Annotated in this window: 21 protein-coding genes and 2 pseudogenes; 2 read left to right on the forward strand and 21 right to left on the reverse strand. The window is 42.0% G+C overall.

Translation table 11 applies throughout. From position 1 onward, the window contains the following. Positions 1-31: 31 nt before the first annotated feature. Together EEL30_23180 and EEL30_23185 are read left to right on the forward strand one after the other, a co-directional pair. On the forward strand, positions 32-430 hold the full coding sequence (locus EEL30_23180) for an ankyrin repeat domain-containing protein (GenBank protein QDX94932.1): 399 nt from the start codon (positions 32-34) through the stop codon (positions 428-430). Then, positions 423-635, forward strand: a complete 213-nt coding sequence (locus tag EEL30_23185) for a hypothetical protein (GenBank protein ID QDX94933.1) — start codon at positions 423-425, stop codon at positions 633-635. Before EEL30_23180 ends, EEL30_23185 begins: the two co-directional genes overlap by 8 nt. A gap of 78 nt (positions 636-713) precedes the next feature. On the opposite strand, the pseudogene EEL30_23190 reads toward EEL30_23185, so the two are convergent. The 21 genes and pseudogenes from EEL30_23190 to rbfA all read right to left on the reverse strand — a co-directional run bounded on the left by EEL30_23190 (position 714) and on the right by rbfA (position 18,987). Continuing rightward, positions 714-1,292: pseudogene (locus tag EEL30_23190) on the reverse strand (site-specific DNA-methyltransferase). A gap of 8 nt (positions 1,293-1,300) precedes the next feature. Beyond that, positions 1,301-1,506 (reverse strand): annotated as a pseudogene (locus tag EEL30_23195) (mannosyl-glycoprotein endo-beta-N-acetylglucosamidase). Then, positions 1,506-1,757 carry a hypothetical protein gene (locus EEL30_23200; GenBank protein QDX94934.1) on the reverse strand — a complete coding sequence of 84 codons (252 nt, stop codon included), beginning with the start codon at positions 1,755-1,757 and terminating at the stop codon, positions 1,506-1,508. Before EEL30_23200 ends, EEL30_23195 begins: the two are co-directional and overlap by 1 nt. A 2-nt stretch (positions 1,758-1,759) precedes the next feature. After that, positions 1,760-2,026, reverse strand: a complete 267-nt coding sequence (locus tag EEL30_23205) for a bacteriocin uviB (GenBank protein ID QDX94935.1) — start codon at positions 2,024-2,026, stop codon at positions 1,760-1,762. Positions 2,027-2,137: 111 nt separating this feature from the next. Continuing rightward, positions 2,138-2,254 (reverse strand): XkdX family protein, encoded by a 117-nt coding sequence (locus tag EEL30_23210; protein ID QDX94936.1) that lies wholly within the window; start codon positions 2,252-2,254, stop codon positions 2,138-2,140. 328 nt (positions 2,255-2,582) lie between these two features. Then, positions 2,583-4,262 carry a ribonuclease J gene (locus tag EEL30_23215; GenBank protein ID QDX94937.1) on the reverse strand — a complete coding sequence of 560 codons (1,680 nt, stop codon included), beginning with the start codon at positions 4,260-4,262 and terminating at the stop codon, positions 2,583-2,585. A gap of 432 nt (positions 4,263-4,694) precedes the next feature. Further along, positions 4,695-5,558 (reverse strand): 4-hydroxy-tetrahydrodipicolinate synthase, encoded by an 864-nt coding sequence (gene dapA / locus EEL30_23220; protein QDX94938.1) that lies wholly within the window; start codon positions 5,556-5,558, stop codon positions 4,695-4,697. A 57-nt stretch (positions 5,559-5,615) separates the two neighbouring features. Next, positions 5,616-6,842, reverse strand: a complete 1,227-nt coding sequence (gene dapG, locus EEL30_23225; protein ID QDX94939.1) for an aspartate kinase — start codon at positions 6,840-6,842, stop codon at positions 5,616-5,618. A 12-nt stretch (positions 6,843-6,854) separates the two neighbouring features. Beyond that, the gene (locus EEL30_23230) at positions 6,855-7,895 is read right to left on the reverse strand and encodes an aspartate-semialdehyde dehydrogenase (GenBank protein QDX94940.1); all 1,041 of its coding nucleotides are present in this window, start codon (positions 7,893-7,895) and stop codon (positions 6,855-6,857) included. Positions 7,896-7,927: 32 nt separating this feature from the next. After that, positions 7,928-8,524 (reverse strand): dipicolinate synthase subunit B, encoded by a 597-nt coding sequence (locus EEL30_23235; protein QDX94941.1) that lies wholly within the window; start codon positions 8,522-8,524, stop codon positions 7,928-7,930. Continuing rightward, the gene (gene dpsA, locus EEL30_23240) at positions 8,521-9,420 is read right to left on the reverse strand and encodes a dipicolinate synthase subunit DpsA (GenBank protein ID QDX94942.1); all 900 of its coding nucleotides are present in this window, start codon (positions 9,418-9,420) and stop codon (positions 8,521-8,523) included. The genes EEL30_23235 and dpsA overlap by 4 nt, the downstream gene beginning before the upstream one ends. A gap of 203 nt (positions 9,421-9,623) precedes the next feature. Next, positions 9,624-9,863 (reverse strand): YlmC/YmxH family sporulation protein, encoded by a 240-nt coding sequence (locus EEL30_23245; GenBank protein ID QDX94943.1) that lies wholly within the window; start codon positions 9,861-9,863, stop codon positions 9,624-9,626. Positions 9,864-10,039: 176 nt separating this feature from the next. Continuing rightward, positions 10,040-10,492 (reverse strand): dUTP diphosphatase, encoded by a 453-nt coding sequence (locus EEL30_23250; GenBank protein ID QDX94944.1) that lies wholly within the window; start codon positions 10,490-10,492, stop codon positions 10,040-10,042. A gap of 16 nt (positions 10,493-10,508) precedes the next feature. Further along, positions 10,509-11,765, reverse strand: a complete 1,257-nt coding sequence (locus EEL30_23255) for an insulinase family protein (protein ID QDX94945.1) — start codon at positions 11,763-11,765, stop codon at positions 10,509-10,511. A gap of 170 nt (positions 11,766-11,935) precedes the next feature. Next, positions 11,936-12,916, reverse strand: coding sequence for a hypothetical protein (locus EEL30_23260; GenBank protein ID QDX94946.1), 981 nt, complete (start codon positions 12,914-12,916; stop codon positions 11,936-11,938). Positions 12,917-13,068: 152 nt separating this feature from the next. Continuing rightward, positions 13,069-15,189 (reverse strand): polyribonucleotide nucleotidyltransferase, encoded by a 2,121-nt coding sequence (locus tag EEL30_23265; GenBank protein QDX94947.1) that lies wholly within the window; start codon positions 15,187-15,189, stop codon positions 13,069-13,071. Between the two features lie 142 nt (positions 15,190-15,331). Further along, complete coding sequence (locus EEL30_23270) at positions 15,332-15,601, reverse strand: 30S ribosomal protein S15 (protein QDX94948.1); 270 nt, start codon at positions 15,599-15,601, stop codon at positions 15,332-15,334. A 152-nt stretch (positions 15,602-15,753) separates the two neighbouring features. After that, the gene (locus tag EEL30_23275; GenBank protein QDX94949.1) at positions 15,754-16,692 is read right to left on the reverse strand and encodes a bifunctional riboflavin kinase/FAD synthetase; all 939 of its coding nucleotides are present in this window, start codon (positions 16,690-16,692) and stop codon (positions 15,754-15,756) included. Between the two features lie 10 nt (positions 16,693-16,702). Next, positions 16,703-17,632, reverse strand: a complete 930-nt coding sequence (gene truB / locus EEL30_23280) for a tRNA pseudouridine(55) synthase TruB (GenBank protein ID QDX94950.1) — start codon at positions 17,630-17,632, stop codon at positions 16,703-16,705. Position 17,633: 1 nt separating this feature from the next. Beyond that, positions 17,634-18,623, reverse strand: a complete 990-nt coding sequence (locus tag EEL30_23285; GenBank protein ID QDX94951.1) for a bifunctional oligoribonuclease/PAP phosphatase NrnA — start codon at positions 18,621-18,623, stop codon at positions 17,634-17,636. A gap of 1 nt (position 18,624) precedes the next feature. Next, positions 18,625-18,987 carry a 30S ribosome-binding factor RbfA gene (gene rbfA, locus EEL30_23290; protein QDX94952.1) on the reverse strand — a complete coding sequence of 121 codons (363 nt, stop codon included), beginning with the start codon at positions 18,985-18,987 and terminating at the stop codon, positions 18,625-18,627. Positions 18,988-19,000 lie beyond the last annotated feature (13 nt).

The raw sequence follows: 19,000 nt of genomic DNA on the forward strand, positions 1-19,000 counted from the left end.
TATATGTCCTACTAAACCGAGGTGTCTTAGAATGAAGAGGATAGTTTGGTTAATACTTTTTCTCATTGTAATCGCGGGGAGTGCATTAATTATCGATAATTCTCCAAAAGAACATATTACTTACAATGACCAATACGATGATGTATTTAATCCAAAAGAGTTTCTAAAAGCTGCAAGAGATGGTGATCTAATTAAGGTTGAATTTTTTATTGTTCATAATATTAATCCGAATGTTACAAATACTGATGGCAGAACAGCTCTCTATTATGCTGCACTTGAAAAGAACTATGAAATAGGAAATTTATTACTTGATAACAATGCAGATCCAAATATAAAAGACTATTACGAAGGATCACCCCTTACAATTGCAAAAGGATACAATGATCAGAAATTAATAGAAATACTTGTTAATAAGGGAGCAATTGATTGAACCTCTCATGGCTAAAGCCACGAGAGGTTCAATCCTGTTAAAATCTATGTTTTCCAAAAACATAGCATACATTGTTTTCTCTTTGCTTCTTGTTTCAATTTTAGTTTGGCAACAAATATCGATGGAAAATGCAAACAATTTTTTTGTTATTACTTTAATTTTGGTTTTCACTATTAAATTAATAGTTGAACAAAGAAAAGAATAGAATTGCCAGATTACCATTAATTCCACAGAAACAAAAATAGCCTTCTAACGGAATCAAAACCGTCAGAGGGATATCGCGTTATCTTTGTCTTGCTAAATTAAAGTAGGTTTCATCGCTTTCAAATCCAGTTACATTTCTGACAAGCTTGTATGCTGCTTCAACCACTGGACCTGAACCTAAGAAGAAATCCGCTACCGTTTCACCTTCCTGGCTACTGTTTATAATAATATCCTCCATGAGCTTAGCTGGCTTCTCAGTGGGATGAATCATTCTTTGTCCTGCTACTTTTGGTATTGGCCAGATGTCTGTTATTCGTCGATTAGGGATACGACGTTCTTTGCTTTTCCCTTTAACTGCAAATACGATAAATTCGTGTTGATATCGATATTGATATCCCATTCCCATGTGTACTTTGTTCCAGACCACACAGTTTTTTATGACAAAACCTACGCGTTGCATCCACAAATATAAGAGGGGATACATGCTCCAATCTATGAAAACATAAATGTGTCTACCAGGTTTGAGCACCCTGTACGCTTCTCGGAGCCATTGGAAAGTAAACCGCTGATAGTCTCTAGGAGTGAGCCGATCATTGGCAATGACGTTAAACCGATGCTTTTTTGTCTTGGGATGAATTCTACCCCAAAAACCTAGATTATCCCGTATTTATAATCAACACCTAGCACGCCGTGATAACGTGTAGGCTTGTCTCTCGTGCCGTTTAGAATTAGCTTAGAATGATCTGCAATAGATTCTCCCCAAGCTGATTCAAGAATAGCCTGAGCGATTGTAAGAGATGCAGGTATCCCTTTTTCTTCATGTCAGCTACAGCGCCAGGTGCAATCTTATCTTTAAAATCCTGTGGTTTCATTACTTCACATCTCCCTTCTGAAACGAATTTTTAATTCCTGAATGGATCCCAATAGCAGCCGTTGCTTCAATGAACGCTAACTTGCCAGCCTCAAGATAATCTCCGCCGAATAGAAGCGCATTGCACAAATTAAAAGCTACCGCCATAAAGACGATAGCCAGTGGAATGTAATCATTTGGATACCATTTTCTCGTTTTCAACCAAGCTCCTGCCGCCATTACTACTGCAATCACTAAACCGATCTCTATCATCATTATCCCACCTTTTCTTTTAGTTCATGAATATCGTTCTCTAGCCCATTTAAACTGCGCTCAATCTGTTGCAATGTAGCTGTATTACGCTCCAAATGAATAACCATCCGTTCATTATGTTCCATGAGTTTTTCTTCGCGTGTCTGAGCTTGTTTAACCAATCGGGTTTCGCGGTCTCTTCCTTCTTTTTTCGTAGAAAACAGCAGCCATACAAACAAAGCCACAAACGGTCCTTGGGATACCACTGCCTTGTAAATCATTTCTTCCATGCTTCCCCTCTCCTCCTCACCCCCTTGGGGTAAATAAAATAGGGAGCCGTAGCTCCCCATGAAAAAACGCCTCTCCGATTGGAAAAGACGCCAAAAATCTATTCCTGTGATTTATTTGTATTCCTCTGGCGTTATCTCACCAAATCGGTAATCGTCTGTCTTTACCGCTCCACGTAGTTTTTCAGCAGTAATCCAATTGCATCTATACGCGAGTGACCAAAATCGCACTATTGGCTGCCTTCTTTCAATTGGATGATGTCGAGTCTCAAAAGAGCTAACTCTTCGCCTAGAATTAACGCGTCTTTTTGTATCAGGAACAAGGGTATGTCATTTTAAAGTTGCCTGCCAGTTTGCTGAAGTTCCTGCTATTCGCTTTCATGACCTCCGCCACACACATGCTACCCTACTCCTACAGATTGGTGAAAATCCCAAAAAACATCACTTTAGTATAATAAAGGCTGTCAAAAAGCTGTCAAAACGTCTTTTCAGCCAAAAACGAAAAGCCGAAAACCCTTGATATACAAGGATTTCCGACTCTCTAAAACCACGTTTGGAATTACACTTCCATGATAATAGGTAAAATCATTGGTCTTCTGCGCGTCTGTTCGTATAGATAACGACCGAGCGTATCTTTTACATTATTCTTAAGCGATGACCATTCATTTACTTTCTCATCCATACATTTTTGCAGAGTTTGGGCTACAATACGATTTGCCTCTTCCATCAATTCTTCTGACTCACGTACATAAACGAAGCCTCGAGAGATGATATCGGGTCCAGACACGATCGTACCGTGTTGTTTACTGAGGGTAACGACAACAACCAGAATTCCATCTTGGGATAATAATTTGCGATCACGTAGAACAATGTTACCTACATCGCCTACGCCAAGTCCGTCAATTAGAACGTTGCCTGCATGCACTTTAGGACCGTATCTTGCCTTACCCTTTGCAATCTCGACGGTATCTCCATTATCAAGTAAGAAGATATTCTCAGATGGAACGCCCACCTGTTCAGCAAGTATTGCATGCATACGCTGCATGCGATACTCCCCGTGAATTGGGATAAAGTATTCAGGTTTCATTAGGTTAAGCATTAAACGTAGCTCTTCCTGACTTCCATGTCCAGATACGTGAACGGTACCATTTGGCCCATGTCCTCCGTAAATGACTTCTGCGCCTGCTCGACATAATTGATCGATGGTGCGGGAAACGTATTTTTCGTTCCCTGGAATTGGTGTTGCTGCAATGATCACTGTGTCACCAGGCATCATGTCAATTTTCCGATGGGCGGATCGGGCAATGCGGGTAAGCGCTGACATAGGCTCTCCCTGACTTCCTGTTGACAAAATAACTACTTGTTCCAATGGTAGTTTATTACTTTCATCGATATCTACAATAACCCCTTCAGGTACGTGTAAATATCCTAGATCCATACTTATGGTAATTACGTTAATCATACTGCGTCCTACTAGAGTTACTTTACGGTTGTATTGAACAGCAGCATCAAAAACTTGCTGGATACGATGAACATTCGATGCAAAGGTAGAAACGATAATTCGACCTTCTGCCTTATGGAAGACTTCTTTTAACGCTCTGCCTACTGAACTTTCAGATCCAGTAAAGCCTGGACGTTCTGAGTTCGTACTGTCTGATAACAGGCATAGTACTCCTCGTTCCCCAATTTCCGCCATTTTTCCGAGATCAGCTCTTTGATTGTTTACGGGGGTTTGATCAAACTTAAAATCTCCGGTATGGACGACATAACCTTCAGGGGTTGCTAAGCATACACCTACTGAATCAGGAATACTATGATTTACTCGAAAAAACGTCGCTGTTAATGTGCTCCCGAGATTTACTTCAGAATCACTATGGATCAAATGACGAGTGGTTGTGTTTAGAATGCCCGCTTCTTTCAATTTAACATCAATCAGACCTAACGTTAACTTTGTTGCATATACCGGCACATTAAGGTGACGCAATACGTAACTTAGTCCTCCAATATGATCTTCATGTCCATGTGTAATGATAATTCCGCGTACTTTATCACGATTTTCTTCCAGATAGGTAATATCGGGAATTACCATGTCGATCCCCAACATTTCCTCCTCTGGAAATTTAAGACCAGCGTCAATAACGACGATGTCATCATCGGTCTCTACTACGTACATGTTCTTACCGATTTCGCCAACTCCGCCCAGGGCGAAAATAAGAACATTTTGATTCAACTTAGACAATGAATGTACCTCCTATATTTAGTTGTCAAATTACTCCTCAAATTAAACCGCCCCAAATCGCTTATCCCTATTATATCCGAATTAAAAACAGGAATACAAGTAAGAAAAGCATATATAGAAATTTATCTAAGTGTTATTGACCCAGCAATGGCAAGGGTTTGCACGTTTTTCTTAGATTTCCCCTCATCATATATTTGTAAAGATATGGGACAAAGGGCGTAACTAAGCACATCCGACAAGGGTTCTGAGCTACCTCAAAGAACTGATATGTAACGAGTAAAAGGCCATAAACTCAACATCACTTTTTCTTTAATAAAAATGAAAATCGCTGGGTAGTCGCTCAGAAAGTGACGTACCCAACGATTTATTTTAGATAACACCGTATAAACAGAAGTATTCAACTTGATGATGTGATTACGTAGCATCAACAACCTATAACCATTCATTTGTATAGGCAGCTTCTTCTTCGGTCAAATCCACAAGCGGTAAACGAACACCGCCTACCTCAATCCCTTTTCTGTTCAATGCAGCTTTAATTGGTGTCGGATTTGGGTATTTAAATGCTCCTTCAAAAATAGGAACTAGCTTACGATGAAGAGCCGCTGCTCTAGAAGCATCTCCATTATAGAATGCATCCACCATCTCTTTCATCTCAAGTCCAATCACATGGCTTGTTACACTTACTACACCAACGCCACCGATAGAAAGCACCGGTACAGTCAATCCATCATCACCACTGTATAGCTCAAAACCTTGAGGTGCATGCTCTATGATCTGTGCCATCTGCGTAAGGTTACCAGATGCTTCTTTGATGCACACAACATTCGGTAGCTCTGCAAGGCGCAATGTTGTCTCTGCCGTCATGTTAACACCTGTTCGTCCAGGTACATTGTACAACATGATTGGCAACTCTACCGCTTCACTAATCACCTTGAAATGTTGGTATAACCCCTCTTGTGATGTGCGACTATAATAAGGCGCTACCAGCATTATAGCATCTACACCCGTTTTTGCCGCTTCTTTAGTAAAGGTAATGCTTGCTTCTGTATCATTACAACCTGTGCCAGCAATTACTTTAACCCTACCTTTGGCTTTTTTTACGCTAAAAGAAAATAAATCCAGCTTCTCCTGTTTAGAGAGTGTTGGTGATTCTCCAGTTGTACCACTTACCACTAGTGCATCTGAGCCTGTGGCAATTAGGTAGTCAATTAGTTTTTCTGTACGATCCCAATCAATCTGCCCCTCATCATTAAAAGGTGTTACCATCGCAGTCACAATACGTCCAAAAATGGCCACGTTTCATCTCTCCTCTATCTTCCACTTTCCTTTTAGGCTCTATATCTTTTTTTCTATTTATAGGCGGGCATTAGACAAGTCAAACTGCTGGTGCAATGCGCGCACAGCTCTAACCATATCCTCGTCATTTACTAGCACCCAAATAGTGGTATGTGAGTCTGCAGATTGTAGAATCTGTATTTCCTCATTAGTAAGTGCTTCTACAATATGAGCCATGACACCAGGCACTCCTGCAATACCAGCACCAATAACTGATACCTTTGCGCAGTGAGCCATCAGTTGAGGATCATATCCCATGTCAGCTAAGATAGAAGCCGCTTTTTCAGCCATGTGGTCGTGTACCGTATAGGCTACGCCTAGAGGATTTACATTAATAAAATCGACACTAATATTATTTTGAGCCATCGCTTTAAAGACCTGAAGCTGTGTATCATATTGTCCTTCTTTAGAGAACACCTTGATCTGTGTAATATTGGGAACATGGGCAATTCCCACTACGAGTCGGTCACTAAATGATTCATTAAAACGACCTAACTCATGCAGACTGGTAACTAGTGTTCCTGGATCATCTGAGAACGTGGAACGTACTCGAATTGGAATATTTGTTTGCATAGCAATTTCCACAGCGCGTGGGTGAATAACCTTAGCCCCCAAGTGCGCCATGTTACAAATCTCTGTGTACGTAACGGTATGAAGTGATTTTGCCTCATCTACAATCCGTGGATCGGCCGTCATAATGCCATTTACATCTGTAAAGATATCAACCATTTCAGCTTGTAGGGCAACACCAAGGGCTGTTGCTGTCGTATCGCTACCTCCACGGCCCAAAGTCGTTACCTGCCAATCTTCCGTACGGCCTTGGAACCCCGGAACAATAACAACACGCCCACGCTCAAGCTCTTGTTGAATACGATCAGGTTCAATTGTTAGAATTTGGGCATTACTAAAATCGTCAGTCGTAATGATATTAGCTTGCCCACCCGTTAAAATAGTAGACTCGATGCCTCGCTCATTTAGCATACTGGACATGACGCAAGCGGAAATAATCTCTCCTGTGTGCAATAACAGGTCGTTTTCGCGCGCCCGTAGGCTGTCCCCATTTTGACGGATCAATTGTAATAGCGTGTCAGTGGCGTAAGGATCACCCTTACGCCCCATCGCTGACACTACTATTACCAAGGAAAAGCCTTCCGCCAGTGCTTTTTCAATGTGGCCAATTGCCCGATTACGATGATCCTCCGTTGTTAAGGATGAACCGCCGAACTTTTGGACAAGTATTTTCATGATACCTCTCTCCTAGCTGTTGGCCTTGATAAGCTCCTCGGCAATTTGTACGGTGTTCCAAGCAGCACCCTTTAATAGATTGTCAGATACAACCCACATATGGATGCCTCGTGGATGCGTTAAATCTCGGCGAACACGACCGACAAAAACTTCAAGCTTATCCGCAGAATCGGTAGCCAATGGATATTTTTGTTCTTCAGGGGAATCGACAAGCACAATACCAGGTGCATGTGCTAGTAAAGATTTCACTTCTTCCAGTTCATAGTCATTTTTAAACTCGACATAAACGGACTCACTGTGACCTTTTACTACCGGAATACGCACGCAAGTAGCCGCAATTAAAACTTGATCGTCACCCAATATTTTCTTTGTTTCGTTAATCATCTTCATCTCTTCATACGTAAATCCATTGTCTGTGAAAACATCAATTTGCGGAATCGCATTAAAGGCAATCTGATGATGAACAGGAAGTTTGGATACCGGTAGTACTTTAGCTTCCGGCTCTTTTCCATCTAGAATGTCCCTGGTTTGAGTCAACAGCTCATTAATCGCTTGAGCACCCGCACCAGATACGGCTTGATAAGTAGAAACAATAATTCGATCTATTCCATAACGGTCATAAAGAGGCTTCAATGCTGCAACCATCTGAATGGTAGAGCAATTAGGATTTGCAATGATTCCATTGTGCTTACGTGCCGCATCCATGTTCACTTCAGGCACAACCAATGGGACTTCTGGATCCATTCGATAAGCGCTGGTATTATCAATGACAACTGCTCCGTGACGTACAGCGTGTGGAGCCAATTCCTTACTTATTGCTCCGCCTGCACTAAAAAGCGCAAAATGTACACCGACAAAGCTTTCAGGTGTTGCTTCTTCAATTGTCACTTCTTGACCTTTAAACAGCACCTTTTGACCAGCCGATCTTTTTGAAGCTAGTAACTTTAATTGATCGATTGGAAAATTTCTTTTCTCCAAAAGTTGAATCATTTGCTGTCCTACTGCTCCTGTCGCTCCCACGACTGCGACATTTACCTTCAGTTGGTTCCCCATCTTTTTCTCCTCCTAAGAGCCTGTTAGCTGCATCAATAATGGAATCTTTCTATAAGCAAAGGCTGCAACTGACGATGTTGTAAAGCTAGCTCACACGTTTCTTTAATGAGATCCATTCGTGCTACCAGCGAGTTTGGTTTTTTGTCAGGTGCATCCTGCCCAAACGGAACAAAATAAATATTTTTGGTGGCTAGAAGTTTAGCAATATTTGCTGCATTTAAACCAAGTCCATCGTTGGTTGAAATCGCCAAGACGACTGGGTGTAAGTTACGTAATGTTGCTTTTGCAGCCATTAAAACAGGGCTGTCTGTGAGTGCATTCGCCAATCGGCTCGTGGTGTTACCTGTGCATGGAGCAATCACCATAACGTCAAACAGCTTGGAAGGTCCAAGCGGTTCTGCATCAGGAACGGTGGTGATAATCTCTTCGCCTGTGATCTGTTTTAATTGGTTCTGCCAATGGTTAGTCGTTCCAAACCGAGTATCAGTTGTCATAACGGTATGGCTCGCTACGGGTACAACACGTGCTCCCGCATCTACTAAACTCTGAATTTGCGGCATGGTTTCTTCCAATGTGCAATGGGAACCCGTTAACCCAAATCCGACCGTTTTCCCTTTCAGATCGCTCATGATGATCCCTCCTGGTTGTCAATTTGCTCCGATAGTAGTCGTGCTAATGTATTGGCTATAATTTGCCCGGCTGTTTTCGGTGCAACAATTCCAGGAAGGCTTGGGGCAAGGATCGCTTTAATTCCGCGGCGTTCTGCATAACGAAAATCGGTTCCACCCGGCTTAGAAGCAATATCTAGGATAAAAGCAGTCTGCGGCATCAGTGCTATGATGTCCGATGTAATAATCAAATGCGGGATGGTGTTAAAAATAATGTCCACTTTTGATACATACAACTTAAAATCATCGAGATCAAAGGCATCTATGCCCATCTCATTACTACGTGCTATGTGCTCCGGACGTTTTGCCCCCACTTTAACATGTGCTCCCAACGCATGCAAAGCTCTAGCTAATGACATTCCTACTCGACCTAATCCGAGAACAATCACCTCAGAGCCGTGAATCGTAATATCAGTGTTTTGGATCGCTACCATCAATGCACCTTCCACAGTAGGAATGGAATTATAGATAGCCACATCGTCACGATTCAACAGCTCTTTTAGCGGAACGCTGTACGTTTTTAATAGTTCTCTCAGATAAGGCTTCGCCATCCCGGTATAGACGACGCATTTTTCTGGTAAAGCTTCGACATGCTCATCAGAGAGCTGTATGCTTTTTGTAGAAAAAATGCTTTCAATCATTCCTTTGTCATCCGTACCGACGATAGGTAGGATCAGGGCATCTACATCTTTTAACACATCGCATGTTAATGGTTTTTTCGTTGCTCCTGTAAAGCTACTCTCCAGATTATCAAATCCGATAAGAGTAACTGTGGCGTCCAGCTGAATGCACTTTTTGATGACTTCCAGTTGACGAGCATCACCGCCAACAAAAGCAACATGTTTTCCCGTTAGCATGCCGTGTTCCCCTTTCCAAACATTTTACGCAAGAAAACCTGGAAACGCAAAGAATTTTTCCAAGCCCTTTGGAAAATGTAAAATAGTTGACGGATCGTTGTTTTCGCTCACGTCGTGGTAGGTTTCGTGCACTTGGTTAATCTACCGTCATCCTATTCGAATACCCATCGTTTCGTTACTGGAGTTTACTGCTAGAATTAGTTTTATGTAGGTTGCAACTGTACAATAATCATATCAGGACCGATTTGTACTATAGACTTCCAAGGAATGATGACGTCAGCCTTTTTCTTTCCTATTCCAAATAAGGTGCTATTTGAAACAACAATAGCAGTAATATCTCCATTTATTGGATTAATTTCCATATCGGACTGGGCTACTACCCCACGTTTTTCACCAAAATCAACATCAATGATCTCTTTTCCACTGAACTCGCTTAATCGCATCTTGCTTCCCCCTTTGTTTGTCCACTCACAGCAGATATACGAAAATGTTGACCGGTTTATACATCCAAAAAGTAGAAAAAGACAACTTTCTAACTACTATTTGGAAATAAAAGCGAAAAGAGACTTCTACCTAAGTCCTTGTACAACGACTTAGGAGAAGCCTCTCATTATTTCACTTATTTACCAGTAGATCCAAATCCACCTGCGCCACGCTCTGTCTTCTCCAACTCGTCCACGATCGCTAAACGTGCTTGAGTCACAGGCATAAAGAGTAATTGGGCAACACGGTCGCCTTTTCTAACAACAAAGGGCTCAGTTGTATCCAAATTCTGCAACAGCACTTGAATTTCACCAGTATAATCACTATCAATAACACCGACGGCATTCGTCAACGATATCCCGTATTTAAAAGCGTTTCCGCTACGTGGGAAGACCAAACCTACCATACTCGCATCGGGCATTTGCAAAGCGATCCCTGTAGGAACCTTGGCACGTTCACCCGGAGCAATCGTAATTTCCTGTTCAATGCACGCTGCTAGATCGAGTCCAGCAGAACCTTCCGTTGCGTAGTGCGGTAAAGGGATATCTGTCCCGATCATCGGAGACATTTTCTTGATGTTTACAAACACAAAAGACACCTCATTTTTAAGTTAAGAATACATTTGCATCAACGTTTTCTGGGAATGCTTCCAAAGGACTAACAATCGCCATTGCCATTTTAGAGTGGAACAATTCTTTAGCCACTGCTAAAACAGATTCCTGACTTACACGCTCTACCTTAGCAATTATTTCGTCTAGTGTAAGATGTCTGCCATGTAACAATTCGTTTTTACCTAAACGATTCATGCGGCTACTGGTGCTCTCTAAGCTTAGCATCAAGCTACCTTTAAGCTGTTCTTTTCCTTTGTTTAATTCTTTTTGTGTAATTCCATTTGTACGAACATCATGTAAAACGTTAGAAACGATGTCAAACACTTTTCCTACATGTTCTGGGGCCGTTCCCGTATAAATATTAAACGTACCAGCTTCCTTATAAGAGGAATGATAAGAATAAACGGAATAAGCTAGACCGCGTTCTTCACGAATCTCTTGGAACAAACGAGAACTCATGCTACCGCCCAAAATATTATTTAAAATAATCAAGGAATAAACATCATCATGACCAACAGCATAACCAGGTATAGACAGACAAAGATGAGCCTGCTCGGTCTGCTTTTGATGCACGATGCTTTGACCTGTGAATGTTGGCGTAGTGATATCCATCTTACTGCCTGTGCGCTGGTACGTAGAAAATAATGATTTAACTAACGTAATTAACTCGTCATCATAATTACCTGCCACGGTAATAACTGTGTTCTCAGGTAGGTAACGCTGATCAATATATGTCAATAAATCATCACGTTTCATGCCCTTTAGCACGTCTTCTTTTCCCAGAATGGTATAACCAAGCGAATGGTCTGCATAGGAGGCACGCGCTATCAGATCATGCACCAAATCATCTGGTGTATCTTCATACATGCTGATTTCTTCTAGCACTACGTTCTTTTCTTTCTCCAGTTCTTCTGCGTCAAACACGGAGTTAAAATACATATCGGATAAAATATTGAGAGCAAGCGGTGCGTGTTGATCAAGCACACGCGCATAATAGCAAGTATATTCTTTGGATGTGAAGGCATTTACGTTCCCACCAATTTCATCAAACGCTTCCGCAATCTCTTTTGCACTGCGATTCGTGGTGCCTTTAAAAAACATGTGCTCCAAAAAATGAGAAATTCCGTTATTTTGCTCATTTTCGTACTTGGAACCAGTTCCTACCCAAATGCCTAAAGCAACAGATCGAACACTCGCTATCTTTTCCGTAACAATCCGGACACCATTTGCACACGTATATGTTTGAATCAAATCTGATCCCCCTCTATCAATCTGCTATCTCTGGCTTATGCCACACAGGGAAGCGATCATAAAGTCGCTTCCCTGTTGTACATGTTACTAATAAGCTATCAGCTTTCAATAGAAAATAACATGTCTTACTATAGCAAAAAATAGCGTCCGGTACAATATTCCACAGGATTCTACGGTAAGCGACGGCTAGAAATTACCTCTGAAACTGTCGTTGGGCTTAGCCCTTTTTTCTCAGCCAGTGTCAACATTTGTTCCAATCCTTGAGCGGAAGAAGCAGTTGGATGCATCAATATGAGTACACCTCTATCCAGCTTCTTGCGAATGCGTTCCACCATTGTTCCAACCGGGGGGTTTTTCCAATCTACAGTATCTGCTGTCCAAAGAATCGTCTTCATCTGATAATCCTGATGAGCAATCTCAACGACACGTTGGTTAAAAGAACCGGACGGCGGTGCAAATAAATTAGGTTTAATGCCGATTGTCTGTGTAATGATGTCTTGAGTTTTGCTAATCTCTTGGCGAATACGCGCTTCACCCAACTTGCTCATATCTGGATGAGAATACGCATGATTACCTATTTCATGACCTCTGTCATAGATTTTCTTTGCTAGATCAGGATTTCGTTTGACCCAAGATCCATCTAGGAAAAAAGTTGTTTTTACTTTATGCCTATCCAATGTATCAAGAATTTTATCGAGATATTCGTTACCCCACGCTACGTTAACCATGAAGCTGACCGCTTCTTTTTTGGGGTTACCCCGATAAATGGGGTGGGCTCCAAGCTGTTCTACCTGTACTTTTGGCATCTGTTCTTTAAAAACAATCGTGCTCTCATCCTGCTTGCCAGTTTTCTTCATTTGGGCAATTGTTGCGTTAATATCGATCACACGTCCGTTATATCCGGGAATTGCTTTCCAAACAGGATCAAGGTATGCATCCTGTGGTGCTTCTTCTCGCTCTTTTTGCCACTGCTCTATCTTTTCTCTAAATGGTTCCTCAATCGCTACCTTACCTTGTACTGGAGTTACGCCCACTTTTAATTGCGTCACATATGTACTAACTGGGGAAGAGGTTACTAATGCGAACAGTAACGCCCCACAAGCAGTAGCTACCATCATGTATTTTCTTGCTTTTTCGGGTTGTTTTTTCACGTTTTCATCACCTTTGCTTTTATCTATCGAGTTCCTATCCCTTATTCTCTATCCTCTTTGTCCAATCTATGTAGGGAAAGTTCTCGATAGAAGCAAAAAAAGCTTGCACCCACATGGTTTCCCATGATCGGCAAAGCTTTTTGGCTTATCTATTATTCAGTTGCTGGTGGTGCAGCTTGTGCTTGTTCTTTCAAAACGGCTTTACGAGAAATATTAACGCGGCCTTGGTCGTCAATCTCAGTTACTTTCACTAAGATTTTATCGCCAACAGCTACTACGTCTTCTGTTTTCGCTACGCGTTCTTCAGCCAATTGAGAAATGTGGCAAAGTCCTTCTTTACCCGCAAACAACTCAATGAAAGCCCCGTATTTTTCAACACGCTTAACAGTACCCAAGTAGGTTTGACCCACTTCTACTTCGCGCACCAAGTCTTCGATGATTTGTTTTGCACGTAGGTTCGCTTCCGCATTTGTGGATGCGATAAAGATACGGCCATCTTGCTCGATATCAATTTTAACGCCTGTTTCTTCAATGATCTTATTGATGATACGACCTTGTGGCCCGATAACATCACGAATTTTATCTGGGTTAATCGACATTGTCATGATTTTCGGTGCGTAAGGAGACAAGTGATCACGAGGACCATTGATCGTAGCCAGCATGCTTTCAAGAATATGCATTCTGCCTTCCTTCGCTTGCGTCAATGCTTGCTCTAGGATTTCACGGTTGATACCCTCAATCTTGATATCCATTTGAAGAGCTGTAACACCTTCAGCCGTACCTGCTACTTTAAAGTCCATATCACCCAAATGATCTTCCATACCTTGGATGTCTGTTAAGATGGAGAATTGTTCCCCGTTTGTATCCATAATCAAGCCCATTGCAATACCTGCAACCGGTGCTTTAATCGGTACCCCTGCATCCATCAAAGCAAGTACGCTACCGCAGATGGAAGCTTGAGAGGTAGAACCATTGGATTCAATCACTTCAGATACTAGACGAATCGTGTATGGGAATTCTACTTCATTAGGAATGATTGGCTCAATCGCTCTTTCACCTAATGCACCGTGACCGATTTCACGACGACCTGGAGGACGAAGTGGACGTGCTTCACCTACGCTGTATGGAGGGAAATTGTAATGGTGCATGAAGCGTTTTGTTTCTTCAAGACCAAGTCCGTCCAAGATTTGTACATCGCCAAGTGCTCCTAAAGTACAAACGCTAAGCGCTTGTGTTTGACCCCGTGTAAATAAACCAGAGCCATGCGTTCTAGGCAAAATGCCAACTTCGCTGGACAACGGACGAATTTCAGTTAGTCCACGACCATCTGGACGTACTTTTTCATGCGTAATCAAACGGCGTACTTCTTCTTTAACCATGTTGTATAAAATTTCGCTAATCTCGCCTGCTCCTTCTGGATACACTTCAGCGAAATGTGCTTGTGTTTGAGCCTTGACAGTATCAATCGCTTCTGCACGAGCATGCTTCTCTTCTACACGAACGGCTTCACGTAAGCTGGCATCAGCAAAAGCGCGAACAGCTTGATCAATTTCTTCGTCCACATTGTGCAATTTTACTTCCATCTTTTGCTTGCCGATCTCAGCTACGATTTCATTTTGGAAAGCAACGATTTTTTTGATGCAATCGTGACCAAACATGATCGCTTCTAACATGATTTCTTCTGGTACTTCTTTCGCACCAGCTTCCACCATGTTAATAGCGTCCATCGTACCTGCTACTACTAGATGAATGTCACTCTTCTCTTGCTCAGCAATCGTAGGGTTGATAATCAATTTACCATCTACACGACCTACAATAACACCTGCAATTGGCCCATTAAATGGAATTTCAGATGTGCTTAATGCAGCAGAAGTACCAATCATCGCAGCGATTTCTGTTGAGCAATCCTGATCAACGGAAAGAACAGTATTTACTACTTGTACATCATTACGGAAACCTTCCAAGAATAAAGGACGAATTGGACGGTCAATCAATCGGCTCGCCAAAATGGCTCTCTCACTTGGGCGACCCTCTCTCTTAATAAATCCACCTGGAATTTTACCTACTGCATATAAGCGTTCTTCGTAGTTTACCGTTAATGGAAAGAAATCCAAATCCTTTGGTTCTTTAGAAACGGTAACCGCAGATAGAATGGTGGTATCTCCGTAACGCACTAAGACCGAACCATGCGCCTGTTTTGCAACTTTTCCAAACTCAAGCGTCAGTTTTCGGCCTGCTAAATCAAAGTCGAAAGTACGATATTGTTGCTCCATTCTTTTAGCAGTCCTCCTTAAATAGACCATTGTCTAACATGATTCTTTTCTATCTCTATGTATTATTTCCTGCTGTGGCAGAAATAAAATAGATATGATAATAGAAAAAGCGGGAATTCACCCGCTTTTTCAGACGTGCCGATTAACGGCGAAGACCAAGTTTGTCAACCAATGTACGATAACGAGCAACGTCGTTGTCTTTTAGGTAGCCTAAAAGGTTACGGCGTTGACCTACCATTTTCAATAGACCACGACGGCTGTGGTGATCTTTCTTGTGTGTGCGTAGGTGTCCGTTAAGATTGTTGATGTTTTCCGTAAGAATCGCGATTTGAACCTCAGGAGATCCAGTATCGTTATCATGTGTACGGAATTCGTTGATCAATTGAGTTTTACGCTCTTGAGTAAGTGCCATTCGTACTCACCTCCATTAAATTTCCCATTAGCTGAGCATGCCGTCGGTGAGAATCGGACAGCCAAGCTAGAGGGTCGTTCTGCTTAGAACAGTACAGATTATAGCATACTTTTTTTCAAAAAGTAAAGGGAATCATTCACTGAGCTAGTGAATCACACCAACTTAGTAAATTTTTCTTTAGCAAAGTTCACATCTTGCTGGATTTGTGCGACAAGAGCTTCCACGCCAGAGAATTTAATTTCATCTCGAATCATGAAGAGTAGCTCTACTTCTACATTTTTCCCATAAATCTCCTCTTTAAAACCCATAATATGAACTTCCAGCGATTTTTCTCGTTTTTCCAACTCAAAAGTCGGTTTAATTCCGATATTCATTACGCCATCATACGTTTGACCGTCTACGGTAATCCGAACGCCATATACACCATTTTTCCCAATTAAATAAGGCTCGTCCACACCGACATTGGCAGTAGGAAATCCAATGGTTCGCCCACGCTTATCTCCGTGAATAACCGTTCCCTTTACTTTATAAGGACGCCCTAGAAGATGACGCACTTGCTCCACTTCTCCTTGATGCAAATATTCCCGAATAATGGTGCTACTTACCTTTTCACCTAAACGATTCACAGGCCCAATGACGTCTACCGAATATCGATCTTTGCTTAATTCTAATAACGTCTGTGTTGTACCCATGCCTCGATAAGCAAACGTATTGTCAAAGCCTACCACAATATGCTTTACCTGAAGAGGCAGAATTACTTCTTCCACGAAATCTTCAGGATAGATAGAGGAGAAGCCAATGTCAAATTGCATGACGAAGACAATGTCTACTCCCATTTTTTCAAATTGCTCCAGCTTATCATCCAACGGGGTGATGTATTGAGAATAACCACTTCTCCCTAGCACTTCACGCGGATGTGGATCAAAGGTCAAGACACCACTTTTCAGTCCGTGAGTTTGGGCATAATCAATCGCTCGCTGGATGACGCGACGATGCCCAATGTGAACACCATCGAAGTATCCCATGGCGACCGCGCATGGTTGTAATTTGATCTCAGATGAAAGCGGATAGGATAGTCGTATTATGTTCAAAGTCCCCACCTCATGTGCGAAAAACTTTTTCTGGTTTGGCATATAGACCGCGTTGGCTCTTATATACCTTGTGAATACCAAGTAACTGGTCATTACTATACAAACAAATGAGCTTTCCTTCCTCAACTTGACAACCTGGCAAACCTGTTTCCAAACCATTTAGTACAGCCTTAGCTCTATCTGCCGCAATTTCATAGCGAGGCAAATAAGATAAAGCTTCTCCAATCGGAATAACAAGTTGCTCAATGCTCTTCGTAGTCTGCTCCTTGTTCATTCTTGCTTCCAATTCTTCAAACGTTACAGCCTGTTCCATCGTAAATGGTCCGCTTTTGACACGAATTAACTTAGCCATATGCGCAGGATACCCCAGTTTCTCTCCGAGGTCAACACATAAGGTGCGCATATACGTCCCTTTGGAGCAAAGACAATAAAACGAGACATCTACGTACTCTTCGGTAGATTCTATCTCATGTAGTTGTAATTCATAAAGAGTAACCTCGCGAGCCTTTCGCTCAATGGTAATACCTTCACGAGCTAAATCGTATAATCGTTGTCCATTTACCTTAATGGCAGAATACATCGGAGGGACTTGCTCTATTGTTCCAAGCATTTCTTCCAATGCAGCTTCCACGCGTTCTCTAGTAATGGTCGTAGCATCCACCTTGGCTGTCTCCAATACGTCGCCAGAGGCATCCTCGGTAGTTGTAGTTGAACCGATACGCATGATTACTTCATACGCTTTTGGCAGCTCCTGCAAATACTCCACAATTCGCGTTGCGTGGTTTATACATATAGGTAACACACCCGTCACATCTGGATCTAGTGTACCAGTATGCCCCACTTTTTTCGTTTGAAAAATCCGGCGAATTCTTGCAACACAATCATGTGAAGTCATTCCAGCCGGTTTATGTAAAACGAGAACACCATGTTGCTCACTCATATCATTCCACTCCAAGCACTTGATCTACCAATCGCCAAACAGATTCCTTCGCCTGTTCCAGTGTTACACCTTTCATGGTGCACCCTGCTGCGCGGGCATGTCCACCGCCACCGATGCTCTTGGCTAGCTGAGCCACATCTACCTGCGCACGAGAACGGAAACTAATTTTAATAATGCCTTCTTCTACTTCGGTTAAAAAGATACCGACCTCGACACCCTCAATATTACGCCCATAATTGACAATGCCACCGGTATCGTCATTGGTTGAATTTGTTTCCAAAAAGTCCTGTTTCGATATCTGTATAGTAGCAACGAGTCCATTATTTGTAAGCTCAAGAGATCCTAAGGCACGCTTGAGAATCTGCACGTGCTTTAACGTAATGCTCTCTAGACAACGCTCTGCAATTTCAGCTGAAGCCACACCATAGGTAAGAAGATGAGAAGCAACCTCCATGACATGCGGTGTCGTATTGGAATAGCGAAATCCACCTGTGTCCGTAAGTAACCCAGTATAGATGCAAGTTGCAATCTCTTTTGTTAATGAAAATGAGGCAGCAGCACACCAATCATACATAATCTCTGCTGTAGCAGCAGCATGAGGAATAATAATATTGAATGTACCAAATGCATCATTGGTGGGATGATGGTCAATATTTAGAATTTGTGCGTCTGGAGCAAACAAATGAGTAACTTCTCCCATCCGACTGCTATCTGCCGCGTCTACAGCGATAACGCAAGAAAATTTCTCGTCCACAGTTTGTTCAGATAGATTGATGATGTTGTTAAAGCGTGGCAAAAAGGAGAACATCTCAGTTGTAGATCCTTGGTTTACAATCACATAACTCTTGCCCAGCTGTTCTAATAAAAGAGCCATAGCAAGAGCAGAGCCCGTCGTGTCACCATCAGGGTTTACGTGGGAAATAATTAAGAAACGCTCGTTTTCACGAACAAAACGAGCGGCATCTAAGAAAACAGTTTGATCGATATTCATCCTACTTCTCTCCTTCATTTGGGGAGATTTCACGCAAAAGGTTATCGATTTTATTTCCGTAATCAATGGAAGCATCCAGTTTAAATAGAAGTTCAGGTACATGTCTTAACTTGATACGACGTCCCACTTCCGTACGAAGAAAGCCTTTTGCTTTTTGCAAACCTCTCAGCGTATCCTCACGTTTGCTTTCATCTCCAAAAACACTGATAAACACTTTTGCTTGTTGAAGGTCACTAGTTACTTCCACATCTGTTACTGTTACAAAACCGATGCGTGGATCTTTCATTTCACGTTGCAATAGAACGCTCAATTCTTTTTTGATCTCTTCACTTACGCGACTCATTCGGGTTTTATTCATGCTCATTATGTTCACCTCC

This window comes from Brevibacillus laterosporus (assembly GCA_007833815.1).
In the GTDB taxonomy this organism is placed as follows: domain Bacteria; phylum Bacillota; class Bacilli; order Brevibacillales; family Brevibacillaceae; genus Brevibacillus_B; species Brevibacillus_B laterosporus_D.

Excerpts from the sequence above, each read along its gene's own strand:
- EEL30_23200 (QDX94934.1), bottom strand. The coding sequence starts at position 1,757 with ATGATAGAGATCGGTTTAGTGATTGCAGTAGTAATGGCGGCAGGAGCT.
- dpsA (QDX94942.1), bottom strand. The coding sequence starts at position 9,420 with ATGCTAACGGGAAAACATGTTGCTTTTGTTGGCGGTGATGCTCGTCAA.
- EEL30_23235 (QDX94941.1), bottom strand. The coding sequence starts at position 8,524 with ATGAGCGATCTGAAAGGGAAAACGGTCGGATTTGGGTTAACGGGTTCC.
- rbfA (QDX94952.1), bottom strand. The coding sequence starts at position 18,987 with ATGAGCATGAATAAAACCCGAATGAGTCGCGTAAGTGAAGAGATCAAA.
- dapG (QDX94939.1), bottom strand. The coding sequence starts at position 6,842 with ATGAAAATACTTGTCCAAAAGTTCGGCGGTTCATCCTTAACAACGGAG.
- EEL30_23230 (QDX94940.1), bottom strand. The coding sequence starts at position 7,895 with ATGGGGAACCAACTGAAGGTAAATGTCGCAGTCGTGGGAGCGACAGGA.
- EEL30_23245 (QDX94943.1), bottom strand. The coding sequence starts at position 9,863 with ATGCGATTAAGCGAGTTCAGTGGAAAAGAGATCATTGATGTTGATTTT.
- EEL30_23285 (QDX94951.1), bottom strand. The coding sequence starts at position 18,623 with ATGAATATCGATCAAACTGTTTTCTTAGATGCCGCTCGTTTTGTTCGT.
- EEL30_23180 (QDX94932.1), top strand. The coding sequence starts at position 32 with ATGAAGAGGATAGTTTGGTTAATACTTTTTCTCATTGTAATCGCGGGG.
- EEL30_23205 (QDX94935.1), bottom strand. The coding sequence starts at position 2,026 with ATGGAAGAAATGATTTACAAGGCAGTGGTATCCCAAGGACCGTTTGTG.
- EEL30_23265 (QDX94947.1), bottom strand. The coding sequence starts at position 15,189 with ATGGAGCAACAATATCGTACTTTCGACTTTGATTTAGCAGGCCGAAAA.
- truB (QDX94950.1), bottom strand. The coding sequence starts at position 17,632 with ATGAGTGAGCAACATGGTGTTCTCGTTTTACATAAACCGGCTGGAATG.
- EEL30_23270 (QDX94948.1), bottom strand. The coding sequence starts at position 15,601 with ATGGCACTTACTCAAGAGCGTAAAACTCAATTGATCAACGAATTCCGT.